Annotated in this window: 13 protein-coding genes and 1 pseudogene; 6 read left to right on the top strand and 8 right to left on the bottom strand. The window is 62.3% G+C overall.

Annotated features, from left to right (window positions below):
* From ACTHNZ_RS12255 to ACTHNZ_RS12245, 3 genes and pseudogenes are all read left to right on the top strand, one after another.
* Positions 1-269: pseudogene (locus ACTHNZ_RS12255) on the top strand (transposase); the annotation flags it as partial.
* A 129-nt stretch (positions 270-398) separates the two neighbouring features.
* The gene (locus ACTHNZ_RS12250) at positions 399-653 is read left to right on the top strand and encodes a FitA-like ribbon-helix-helix domain-containing protein (RefSeq protein WP_440542763.1); all 255 of its coding nucleotides are present in this window, start codon (positions 399-401) and stop codon (positions 651-653) included.
* Positions 650-1072, top strand: a complete 423-nt coding sequence (locus tag ACTHNZ_RS12245) for a type II toxin-antitoxin system VapC family toxin (RefSeq protein WP_440542762.1) — start codon at positions 650-652, stop codon at positions 1070-1072. Before ACTHNZ_RS12250 ends, ACTHNZ_RS12245 begins: the two co-directional genes overlap by 4 nt.
* A 102-nt stretch (positions 1073-1174) precedes the next feature.
* On the opposite strand, the gene ACTHNZ_RS12240 is transcribed toward ACTHNZ_RS12245, so the two are convergent.
* A complete protein-coding gene (locus tag ACTHNZ_RS12240) occupies positions 1175-1654 on the bottom strand; it encodes an SRPBCC family protein (RefSeq protein ID WP_440542761.1) in 480 nt (159 codons plus the stop codon).
* A 163-nt stretch (positions 1655-1817) separates the two neighbouring features.
* On the opposite strand from ACTHNZ_RS12240, the gene ACTHNZ_RS12235 reads away from it, so the two are divergent.
* A complete protein-coding gene (locus tag ACTHNZ_RS12235) occupies positions 1818-2408 on the top strand; it encodes a sigma-E factor regulatory protein RseB domain-containing protein (protein ID WP_440542760.1) in 591 nt (196 codons plus the stop codon).
* A 177-nt stretch (positions 2409-2585) separates the two neighbouring features.
* Here ACTHNZ_RS12235 and ACTHNZ_RS12230 read toward each other — a convergent pair whose 3' ends face one another.
* From ACTHNZ_RS12230 to ACTHNZ_RS12210, 5 genes are all read right to left on the bottom strand, one after another.
* Positions 2586-3320 (bottom strand): ABC transporter substrate-binding protein, encoded by a 735-nt coding sequence (locus tag ACTHNZ_RS12230; protein WP_440542759.1) that lies wholly within the window; start codon positions 3318-3320, stop codon positions 2586-2588.
* A 14-nt stretch (positions 3321-3334) separates the two neighbouring features.
* Positions 3335-3484 carry a hypothetical protein gene (locus ACTHNZ_RS12225; RefSeq protein ID WP_440542758.1) on the bottom strand — a complete coding sequence of 50 codons (150 nt, stop codon included), beginning with the start codon at positions 3482-3484 and terminating at the stop codon, positions 3335-3337.
* A gap of 133 nt (positions 3485-3617) precedes the next feature.
* Positions 3618-4634, bottom strand: coding sequence for an ABC transporter ATP-binding protein (locus ACTHNZ_RS12220; RefSeq protein WP_440542757.1), 1017 nt, complete (start codon positions 4632-4634; stop codon positions 3618-3620).
* Positions 4634-6352: an ABC transporter permease gene (locus tag ACTHNZ_RS12215; protein WP_440542756.1), complete on the bottom strand. Its 1719-nt coding sequence runs from the start codon at positions 6350-6352 to the stop codon at positions 4634-4636. Before ACTHNZ_RS12215 ends, ACTHNZ_RS12220 begins: the two co-directional genes overlap by 1 nt.
* Positions 6349-7347 carry an ABC transporter substrate-binding protein gene (locus ACTHNZ_RS12210; RefSeq protein ID WP_440542755.1) on the bottom strand — a complete coding sequence of 333 codons (999 nt, stop codon included), beginning with the start codon at positions 7345-7347 and terminating at the stop codon, positions 6349-6351. Before ACTHNZ_RS12210 ends, ACTHNZ_RS12215 begins: the two co-directional genes overlap by 4 nt.
* Before the next feature lie 74 nt (positions 7348-7421).
* Between ACTHNZ_RS12210 and ACTHNZ_RS12205 the strand changes: the two genes are divergently transcribed.
* Positions 7422-7781, top strand: a complete 360-nt coding sequence (locus ACTHNZ_RS12205) for a HigA family addiction module antitoxin (RefSeq protein WP_440542754.1) — start codon at positions 7422-7424, stop codon at positions 7779-7781.
* Between the two features lie 294 nt (positions 7782-8075).
* A complete protein-coding gene (locus ACTHNZ_RS12200; protein WP_440542753.1) occupies positions 8076-8510 on the top strand; it encodes a hypothetical protein in 435 nt (144 codons plus the stop codon).
* A gap of 53 nt (positions 8511-8563) precedes the next feature.
* Here ACTHNZ_RS12200 and ACTHNZ_RS12195 read toward each other — a convergent pair whose 3' ends face one another.
* Together ACTHNZ_RS12195 and ACTHNZ_RS12190 are read right to left on the bottom strand one after the other, a co-directional pair.
* Positions 8564-9088, bottom strand: a complete 525-nt coding sequence (locus ACTHNZ_RS12195) for a GNAT family N-acetyltransferase (protein ID WP_440542764.1) — start codon at positions 9086-9088, stop codon at positions 8564-8566.
* A gap of 88 nt (positions 9089-9176) precedes the next feature.
* Positions 9177-11345, bottom strand: coding sequence for an ATP-binding protein (locus ACTHNZ_RS12190; protein ID WP_440542752.1), 2169 nt, complete (start codon positions 11343-11345; stop codon positions 9177-9179).
* Between the last annotated feature and the right edge of the window lie 137 nt (positions 11346-11482).

The raw sequence follows: 11482 nt of genomic DNA, 5'->3' as shown, positions 1-11482 counted from the left end.
GATTATCGAGGCGCCGCCGTCGACCAAGAACGCCCAGAACAGCCGCGATCCCGAGATGCATCAAACGAAGAAGGGCAACGAGTGGCACTTCGGTATGAAGGCTCATATCGGCGTGGATGCTGACTCGGGCTTGGTGCATAGCCTGGTGGGCACCTCGGCTAACGTCTCGGATGTCTCAAGCCCACGCGCTGCTGCACGGGCATGAAGTGGAAGCGTTTGGCGACGCGGCCTCGGCCGCAAAGGCGCTGTACACCGGCCGGACGCAACGTCGCCCGGGCCGAGCATGCAGCCAGGAACCGCACATGACCTCGTCCAAGCGCGTGACCGACGGCATAAACGACAGATGACAGCAAAGTGCTACAGTTGACGTCACTGAGGGCACGAATGGAGATTTGACAATGGCTATTCTGACTGTACGCAACGTGCCGGACGAAGTGCATCGTGCCCTAAGGCTTCGTGCTGCGCAGCACGGACATAGCACCGAGGCCGAGGTTCGAGAGATTCTTTCAAGCGCGGTGAAGCCAGAAAAGCGTGTGCGCTTGGGCGATGCTTTGGCGGCCTTAGGTCGCAATGTCGGTCTAACAAATGAGGACTTGGCGATCTTGGACCAAACACGGGACAAGACACCGGCTGAACCGATGAGGTTTGAATGATCGTTCTGGATACCAACGTGGTTTCCGAAGCGATGAAGCCCGTGCCGGACGCAACCGTTCGAGCATGGCTCAACGAGCAGATCGCCGAAACCCTATACTTGTCGAGCGTGACGTTAGCCGAGCTGCGGTTTGATATCGCGGTGCTCGCGACCGGTAAGCGTAAAAGCGCCCTTACTCATTCAGTGGATGGCTTGTTCGGGCTATTCGAGGGACGTGTGCTGCCGTTCGACGTCGACGCTGCACAGCACTATGCCGAACTGGCAGCGAAGGCAAGAAAGAGCGGGCGCGGCTTCCCGACGCCGGACGGCTATATCGCCGCCATTGCCGCCTCGCGAGGATTCATCGTCGCGTCCCGCGATACCTCGCCCTACGAAGCGGGTGGACTGCAGGTGATTAATCCCTGGATCCCTGCTGCCTGATCGGCCCGATCAGTCGAAGCGCGGTGTACACGTCCCGTGTACCGGCGGAATTTTTGTACGGCTGCGAGGCAGCTGCCCGCCTAGGTCAGCTCAACAAGCCCGCTATTCGCAATCGACGAGACGTGACTCGAGCAGGCGCGCGAGCGCCAGACCACCTTCGCGCATGATTGAATCGTGATTCCAGCGAAATGCTAGCCGCGCGAACGGCGCGAGCGCGACCGCGTTCATCCAGGCACTGGCCGTCCTGACGTGCCAGTCGTAGCGCACCACAGTGCGGCTGCCGTCGGCCGTGAAATGCCAGCGTCCCACGCCTTCCAGCGCCCCGCTGGCCTCTCCCTCCAGCGCAACGAGGGGCGCGACGCGGGTGACGCGCACATCGATGATCACACGATAGGGCAGCACGCCCTTCCAAGTGTAACGATGCATGGCGCCCAGACCGTCGGTCCGGCCTGCTTGCAACTCGCGCACCGCTTCGACATTCTTCCACCACCTCGGCCAACTGATCGAATCGTGGACCGCGTCCCACACCGATTGCACCGGCGCCTCGATGCACCACACGGTGGCCAAACGGAATTCCGCCATCGTTCTTTTCCTCCTTGTTCGCGATACGGCTACCCGTCTTGACAGACCAGCCCCCGCACATGCCGGCGTATTCGCGCGAGCATTGCGTGGGGCGAAGCCGTGCTCCAAAATCACCCATCGTCCATCACCCACGGCCGAGTACGTTCGAGTATAGGAGGCGGCAATGCGCAGCCGGGATTTCGTTGTCGATGCGCAGGCACGCTTCGATGCGCTCACAAACTATCAGGTCACGCTGAAATCGACATCGGCGGGAGAAGAACCCGTCGAGGTGCTCTACGGCTACCGCAAGCCGGGCTTCGTTCGGATGGACTTCATCCGTCCGCATGCCGGCGCGACACTCATCTACAGCCCCGATACGGGAAAGGTCAAGCTTTGGCCATTCGGTTTCGACACGTTTCCTAGGCTCTTGCTGAGCCCCGACAGTCGCATGATCCAGAGCCCGCAGGGTCATCGCGTCGACCAATCCGACATCGGCGCGCTGCTCGCCAATGTCCGTGAGCTTCAGCGGCATGGCGACACGCAGGTCGTCGGCGACGAGACTATCGGCATACGCCGAGCGTCGCATGTGGTGGTGACGTCCAGGCCCGGTCATGCAGTGACCGGCGTGTTCCGCTATGAATTGTGGTTCGACGTGAGCCACGGGCTGCCCGTCAAGGTCGCAAGCGAGGGCGCGTCACGCGAGCCAATCGAAACGGTGCTGATGGAGGACCTGGGCATCGACGTGCCAGAGTCGCAGCTCAGGCCGTTTGGCTAGCTGCGCCAGTGCAGCGGAGGCTTGAACGGCTGCAAGGACGCGCCGACGAATGGCGGGATTCGTGAGCACTCGAAGGGCTGCGCGGGCAAACGCAGCCGGGGTCGCGCTCGTGTGACGGATCAGCACAGATACCCGGGACGACCAGCGCCCTGCGCAAGCCGACTCCATCCCCGCAATCTATTCGAGTGGTGCAAGAGAGGCACCTGCAATGCGATGACGTTCAAGCGCTTCCGCCACAAAGCCGTTTCGCTTCATCGCTTCGACGAAGTCACGCAACGTCGCAGCAGCTGTTTCCCCTCGGCTCCTAGCGACTCCCATCGCTTGCCGGATGACCATGAAGCGTTCGTCGAGCAAGCGCAGCCCGCTAGTCTTCGCGGCATCGGCCTCGAGCTGTTGCTTGACGCCCGCGGCCACTTCCAGTTCCTGCTCGAGGAATGTCGGCACGACCGCCGGCGAAGTCGGCGCACGCACGATCGTCGCCGTCTTCAACTCTCGCGTCAGAAATAGATCGTAGGCACTGCCCTTGCCTACCGCTACGCGGTGATGCGGCCGATCGACGTCGGCATTGTTGCGGATCGGCGATGCATCGCGCACCAGATAAAACCCTTCGATCAGCACATAGGGCGCCGTGAATGCGATAGTCTCGCCGCGCTTCGGGTCGACCGCAAAAAAACCGAAGTCCGCACGCCCATCGCTCACGGCTTCAACGGATTTGCCTGCCGCATCGAACACCACGAGCTCGAGCGGCACACCAACGCATTGCGCGAATGCATGCGCGAGGTCGACCGATACGCCAATCGGCTCGCCCGACTGCGCATCCCGATTCGCGAGAATGGGATTGCCGAGATTGATGGATGCGCGAAGCGTACCGGTGGGCGCGAATGCCTCGACGGTGGCAGAATCGATAGTCATGAGGTAGTTCAAGTTTAAACGGTGCGTTGACCGTCCGGTCCGGAATCGAGGATTTCGCGGATGCGTGCCAACGCATCCAGCGTGTGCAAAACGGCGCGCAAGATGCGCCCTGGCACCGCGCAGCGTCGCACGATCGTGTCGATGTCCGCGTCGAATTCGAGCATATCACTGGGCCGAGCACGAGTGTATCCGGGTAGGGGTCGCCAACCGAATAGCGAGCGGGACGTTGGGCAATCCGTTTGCCGATAAGCCGTTTACCGCAACTGCGTCCGCCGCCCCTTTTGCCTAAGCGCGGCTTCAACTCGAGGCCCGCTCCAGGCCCCAGGCTTGACTAATGTGAGCCGTGACGCGCTGACCGATCGCCACAGGGCCGGCATGATGAGCCAACAGTTGCTGCTGGTCTGACAAACCGATCAGCACCTCGTAGTGCTCGCCGCGAAAGACGCAGTCGCGCACTTCGCCCGCCACTCCGCTCTCGTGCAATCGAACGTGTTGCGGGCGAACCAGTACCGGCCCACGCGGCCCCTGCGTGTGATCGAGCGCTCCCATCAACGCGTGCCCGTCGATATGCCCCAAAGGCTGCCCGACGACCTCGAGCACGCTTCCCTTCCCGATGAATCCCGCGAGCCAGTCGGTGCGCGGACGTCGGTAGAGCTCCTCAGGCGTCGCCCATTGGACCAACCGCCCCCGGTGCATCACGGCCACCCGATCGGCAAGTGCCATCGCTTCGGCCTGGTCATGGGTGACATAGACGAAAGTGGCACCGGTGCGTCGGTGAAGGTCCCGAAAAGCCTGTTCCATCGATGCGCGCAAATGACGATCGAGGTTTGCGAGCGGCTCGTCGAGCAGTACGACTTTCGCTTCGCTGGCCAGACAGCGCGCCAATGCGACGCGCTGACGCTGGCCGCCCGAAAGGTCTTGCGGTGCCGCGTCGGCGTATGCGCCAAGGTGCACCGATTCCAGTGCCGCGCGCACGCGCCGCTCCTGTTCCGCTGCGCGCATGCCTCGTAGCTTCAACGCATAGCCGACGTTTTGCGCCACGCTCATATGCGGCCAGAGCGCATACGACTGAAAGACCATCCCCATCTCGCGATGCTCGGGCGGCACGTGCGTGTCCGGGCTCGACAGCACGCGAGCGCCGTGCGTGATCTGCCCTGCATCGACCCTCTCGAAGCCGGCGAGCATGCGCAGCGTCGTCGTCTTGCCGCAACCGCTCGGCCCGAGCAAGGCAACGAAGGCGCCGGCGGGTATGGCCAAGTCCAGGTCATCCACCGCTTTTGCGTCGGCATAACGCTTGCCGACGCGTCGCAACATCAAGTCCGCCACGGAATCACCCCTCTCGGCAGACGGTCCGCAAAGAGACCCAGCAGCCCCATCAGCGCCGCGACCAACAAGACGATGACGACGGCGACCGCGGAGGCAAGTGCATTCTCGCCGCTTTCGTTCAAGTTGAAGATCAGCACCCCCAGCGTTTCGTTGCCGGCGCTCCATAGCAGCGCCGACACGGTGAGTTCGTTGACCGCCATGAGAAATACCAGCAGTGCTCCCGCCAGTGCCGACGGCGCGGCCAGCGGTAAAATGATGTCGCACAGCCGCTGCCTATGATTGGCGCCGGCAAGCTGCGCCGCCTCCTCGAGCGCGGGCTCGATCTGCGCGATGCTCGTTTGGACCGGCTTGAGCGCGACGACCATGAAGCGCGCCAGATACGCGAGGAGAATGATGGCCAGGCTGCCGTAGAGACTGATTCCGATAAACGGCAACGGACGAGCGAAAAGCAAAATGCAAGCGATCGCCAACACGACGCCCGGCACGGCGTACGGAATTTCGACGGCTGCCGCGAGCCACGCGCCGACCCAACCCGGACGGCGCACCAGGCGCCACGCCACGGGCAGGATCAACAGCGGCAGTACGACCGCGGCCGTACCGGCGAGCGCCGTGCTGTTGCGAAGCGCACGCAATGTGACGCCCTGCTGGCCGAGCATCTCGCCATAGGCTTGTAGGGTGAACGTGCGCGTGTTGAGCACGACACCCATTGCAGGCACCAGCGAACTGATGGCCAGCCCCAGCAGTGGCGCAAACAAAATCACGGCGAGCATCAATGCCATGACCGCCTCAACGAGCCCACGCGCACGCCCCAGACGGAGCATTACGCGACCGCCGTGGCCTGAGAGCCGATGCGCGGGGCGCGCCAGTAGCCGAGACTGCAACCAGACACCGGCCAGCGCGACGACCCCGATCAGCACCGATAGCACCGCAACCTTCGGCAACACGGCATTGCCGAAGCTCGCCATCTCCTGATAGATCAGGGTGGGCAGGACATAAAAGCCGGCGGGAATACCGAGCAGTGCGGGGATACCGAAGTTGCCCAGCGCCGACACGAACGCGAGGGCAGCCGCGGCAATGAGACCCGGGCGCACGAGGGGGACGATGATGTCGCGCCATACTCGTGTTTGACTGGCACCGGCGAGCAGCGCCGCCTCGATCAGGTCCGCGGGCAATGCCACGAGGCTCGCCCGCAACGACAGGAACACCATCGGCGCATACTGGACGCCCAACAACAATCCGATACCGCCGGCGGAATACAGCGGTTGCGAACTGCCGAGCGGCGGAGCAAGCCCCAGCGTCTTCAACAGCGGGCTGGCCGGCCCCGTGAGTTGCAGCCATGCGAGCGCCGTCACTTGCGGCGGGATCATCATCGGAAGCACGAAGCAGAAGGAGAAAACGCCCTTCGCGCGCAAGTCGGTCAACGTCAGCGCGAATGCAACGAAACTGCCCAGCAGTAATCCTATGATCGTGCCCAACCCGCACGTATAAATACTGTGACCCAGCGCCAGCCATGTTGACGGCTCTGCCAGGACGTCGAATCCCGCCGCATGCGAGTGAGTCGTCCATTGCCGCACGCTCAGCGCTTCCCATAGCAGCCGTGCGGCTGGGGCGACGGTGAGCATCGCCACGGCCAGTATCGGCAGCACGAACGCTCGATCACCCGTTTGCGCGGTGCCCGCTACGCGGGCCGCACGGGTGCTCGTCATTTGGCGGCGCCGAACAGCGCGTTGAAACGAGCCTTGTCGGTCTGCGCAGCCGCAAGCGCCTGAGCGGGATCGACCGGCAGCGGCTTGATCTGATCGCGACTCGGAAAACCGGGGGGAACCGGAAGCGAAGCGAGCGCAGGAATATAGCCTTGCGACAACACGAGCTTCTGACCGTCCTTGGACAGCAGAAAATCGACGAATGCGCGCGCCGCCGCTACGTGCCGTGCCTGCTTGAGGATCGCGACCGGCTCGGTCACGACGCTCACGCCTTCCTTCGGGAATACGAATTCGATCGGGGCGCCTTTGGCCTTTTCGCGTATCGCCATGAAGTCCACGAGCATCCCGTAGGTTTTCGTGCCGGCAGTGATCGCGCTGAGCACGCCGCCATTGCCGCCCTGGGCGCTTGCCCCGTTGGCTTTCAGCTTCTCGTAATAGGTCCAGCCAAGTTGCCGGTTCGCGGTCAACGCAGCGAGGTGAATCATCGCCGCGCCCGAATAGAGCGGGCTTGGCATCGTGACTTGGTTCTTCACTTCCGGCCGCGTCAAGTCGTTCCAGCTCGAGGGTTTGAACGCAACACCCGTGTTGTACGCAATGCCGGTCGTGATCAGCTTCGTTCCGTAGTAGTAACCGTCTTTGTCGTACAGACTTGCGGCGTACTGCCCGCGCTCGCTGCTCAGATAGGGTTGTAGCAGGCCCTTGCTCTTCAGCGCCTGCATCGTGAGGCTGTCCGCGATCAAGAGCACGTCGGGCTTGGTGACGCCCGCGGCCATTTCAGCCTCGAGCCGGGTCATCAACTGTGACGTGCCATCGCGCACCCACTCGACTTGCACCTCCGGATGGACTTTTCGGAAGGCATTCACCGTCGCTTGCGCATCGGCGTTCGGCTGACTCGTATAGAGCACTAGCGTATCGTCGGCGGCCTGGGCAACGCCGGCACCGAACGTCGACAAAAGCCATCCAAGCGTGATGGACGCGAAAAAGTTTTTCGTGCGCATAGTCAAGGTTGCGGTCAGAGGTGTCAGCGGTCGCTGAGCGGATGGTACAGTCAAATCCCGCGAGGATGCAGGATATGTGTGACGCGGATGTGAAGTGGCTGACGCGATCCTGGTCGATTACCAGGACTATCATTAAGGTGATTGTTATGACGATGATGCACAATCCGGCGCACCCGGGCGAGGTGCTGCGGGAATGGATCCCTGACGATATGACCGTGGGGCAGGCAGCGCAAGCGCTGCAGATCAACCGGGTTACGCCATCTAACATACTGAACGGTAAATCAGGCGTGACGGCCAGCTTTGCACTCCGGCTTGCCGCATGGCGGGGCACGTCGCCGGAAATGTGGGTCGGCATGCAGGCGCAATGGGACTTGTGGCAGGCGCAACAGCAGCCTATGCCGAAGATCAAACCGCTTCCTCGGCACGCCGCTTGATGCAATACCCGCGCGGTTTCGCACGCGATGAAACGTGATCCGCCCGCGCGCGTATCCGGTAGCGAGTCGCCAGTATGTCCGCTTCAGCGGAGCCGCGCGGATGCGAAACTAAATTGTCTACGCAACATATGGGAAGCGGCACGCTCCCCTGGCGATTGCCCCCATGTGGGCGCGTCATCGGCAGCCATTCTGCGCTAAGGTTCCGAGGCGCCGAGCGATCGTCTCGACAGCAAAACCCAACGCCTTCCCACCCGCATACGACATCGAGAGAGGGGCCAAGTGTCAGCGAGAATCGTGACCGACGGCGACACCGTCAACTTCAAGTTTTACTCGACGCCACTAGCGGCCAATCAGTTCTCGCCGGATCCCACCCAACAGGAGATCAGAGGAAGCGGGTTGGCGACCATCAACGGAAAGAAGGTTTGCACGGTGCAAGACGCCAACAAGTTCGTCTACGCGTTCACGTACACCACGGGCGCTTTCACCACACCGGGCAACGGGACCATTACCCTCACCAAAGCTAGCGAAGTGTCGTATATCGCAAGCCCAAGCGCCTCGGATGTGCTACTCGTGGATGCGCCGAGCTTCCAGGCGCAAGTGCAATTCCAGGCGCCCGCGACGAATCCTGCAACAGGCGCTACCGATCCGAACGCCGTTCCTACGCCGGTTCAGGGAGACTTCGTCAAGCAAAAGTCCGATGCAGTGAACGACTTTGTCTCGGCCGAATAGCGGGTCGACCAACATCGCACCACTGCGCCCTGGGGCGTCGGCGACGTTGCGGGCTAGTCCGCCCCAAGATCGTCACGCACGAGGCGGTACCGCTCGTATCGCATTCCATCGCTCGTGTCGGAGCCAACCCATTTCATGCCGAGCTTTTGCGCGACGCGCAGCGACGCGTGGTTCTCGGCAGCGATGTCGGCAATCACGCGCGGCAACCGCACCGTATCGAACGCATGCGTAACGAGCGCCCTCGCCGCCTCGCTTGCAATACCCCGCCCCCAGGCGGAGCGAACGAGGCGCCAGCCGATCTCGACATCGGGGCCCGTGCCGTGATCCGGGATCAGCAAAACCCATCCGATGAAGCAATCGGGTTCGGCACGTTCTCGTATCGTCCAGTAGCCGAGGCCCGGCGGGTACGGCCGCGTGATGCGGTATTCGACGAACTGCCGATGCGCCACGGGATCATGCCAAGGACCGGCAACGTACCGCGTCACCGCCGCATCGCGGTCCATCTCCAGGCAGGATTGAAGGTCGGCGAGCGTGCGCTCGCGAAGCAGCAGCCGGGGCGTATCGAGTGCAGGAAGCATGTCGAACAAAGCGGCAATCGTTGAACCGCCATTATGCCTATGCCGCCGTGGCGACAGCTACCCCGCCGGACAACCGTGCACGGCAACCTCAGAAATCCGCTTCCGAAAACAGCTTCCCGACTTTGTCATATTCGCGCCGGATGGCTTTCACGAGATGCGCCATCTTCACCGACGTACCATCGCGCGCTGCAAGAAAAGCCGCGCTAACAGCCGCGTTGCGGATCGCGCCGCCCGCGAGCGCGCCCTTTTGCGCCAACAACTCGAGATCGACGTCGGCATCCAACTGAACCTGCGGCGGAAAAATCTTGCGCCACAATTGCAGACGCTCCTCGCTCGTTGGAAACGGAAACTCGATCATGTACCGAAAGCGGCGATGGAACGCCTTATCCATATTGCCCAACAGGTTCGTGGATAGAATCACGAGGCCCGGGTACGACTCGATCCGCTGCAGCATGAAGCCGATTTGCAGATTGCCGTGACGATCGTGCGAGTCCTTCGTCTCCGTTCGCTTGCTGAACAACCCCTCCGCCTCGTCGAAGAGCAGGACGACGTTCATCAACTCGGCGCGATCGAACAAGCGCGCGATGTTCTGCTCCGTCTCGCCGATGTATTTGCTGAGCACCGTCGAAATATCCACTCGGTACAACGGCAACGAGAGCTCATTGGCGAGAATCGACGACGCCATCGTCTTGCCCGTGCCGGACGGCCCATGAAACAGCACGCAAAGATTAGCGACGCCCGGATACTTGGCGCCGAACCCCCATTCATCGATCACCTTCGAGCGGTGACGCATCTGCCCCAGCGCTTCGTGCAGTAGTTCCAGCGTAGGCTCGGGCGCGACGAGATCGTGCATCCGATAAGGCGTATCGACGCGCTTGGCGACACCGATCGGCTCGTCTTCCGCTTCGCGGCGGCATGCGTCCCATAGCAGCGGCTCGACGTTGTCATCGCCGCTGAGCAGTTGCTGGCCGGCCACGGCGTCCACTACCGCGGCAATGCGTGTCTCGGTGAAGGTATGGGCGCCCGCGAGCTTCGTCAGCAACGCATCGTCGACCCGCAAACCGTCATATGTCGCATGCCTTCGCCAGGCTTGCTTGCGCAAATCCGGCGTGAGTGTTGGAACGCGTACCTGAAACAACCGAGCGCCTTGCGAACGCATGAGAGAAACGGCATCGGACAGGCGCCGCGTCGGCCCGTTGACGACGACGATGTAGGCCGCCGCATCGAGCAGCAACTGAAACGTGCTGTCGAACAAGTCGATTTCGTCTCGCTCTTCGTTGCCGAGCAGCGCGTCGCAGTTCGTCAGCATCAAGACCTGCGTGCAGAGCGCGGCATCGCGGCATGCCAGCCGTAATTGCTGCAGCAACGTGGCCAACCGTTGATCGGCGGCCAGATAGGCCCAACGAATATGCCTCGCATCGAGTTGTGCGATGCCGTAGCCAAGGCTCGAGAAGGCGGCCGCAGCCAAGGCGCCGGCGAGCGCGGTGTCGTCGGCCACGATTTCTAGGGCGACCGTTCCGAAATGAGTGTGTGGTGCGCAGCAGACATCGGCGAAGCGCTGGAGCTGCTGTTTTATGCCTGGGTCGACGATGATGTCGTCTAGGCCCTCTGCCGGTGTGACGTCGATCGTTAGGTGGTCGCCGATTCTCGGCTGAGGGGCCGCCAGGCCAACGAGGTAAGCACCCAAGGATTGGGCCAAGCGGTAGCCACCGCCGAGCGTCGAGACGTTGATGTCGACGAGCTCGATCAAATTGCAGCGAACCAACGGGCCGTCGGAGAACAGGCTTGCGCGGATATCGCCTAGTAGGTCGGTGACGATGCTAAGGGGTAGTGGCGGGGAATGCGCGCGTGGCGGGCGGGGATGGGTTTGTTGTTCTTCGGGATCGCGCTCATCGTCAACCAGTTGAGCTATGGCATCCGCGATCGATCGGTCGGTCTCCCATAGGAGCGCAAGCGCCAACAGTTGCAAGTCGCGTGCATCGAGTTGGAAAACCAACGCTACGTGAGCGAAGGGGATGAAGATTTCGGCTTTGACCGTGGCCGCCATGCGGGCGGCGATGGTGCGCCAGGCTAGCGCGGCGTTGGGGTGGTGGGGGAATGACGAAGCGCTGACTTCGCTGTAATCGCTCAGGCCTAGGCGCGACTGGGCGATCAACGCTGCGGCGAAACGGCGAAGGTCTTCTAGGAAATCGCTGTTGTTCGCGTAGGCGGCGTCGGCGGCAACGGTTTGGAATTGGTCGTTCGTCGTTCGGGTCATGGGGCCTCGCCGCAGTCTGTGATCTGTTAAGGAAAATCCCCGCTTAGTTAGCGTTGAGGCGGGCTGCCGCTCGCGCAAAGTCGAAAGCCTCGCCGGTTCTAAAGTAGAAAAAGCGTTGCCGAATGGCGACGCCGCTC

The sequence above is a fragment of the Trinickia sp. genome (assembly GCF_051953955.1).
Taxonomy (GTDB): Bacteria; Pseudomonadota; Gammaproteobacteria; order Burkholderiales; family Burkholderiaceae; genus Trinickia.
Note: the sequence above shows the minus strand (reverse complement) of the source record. Positions and strands in the feature narration are given on the sequence as shown.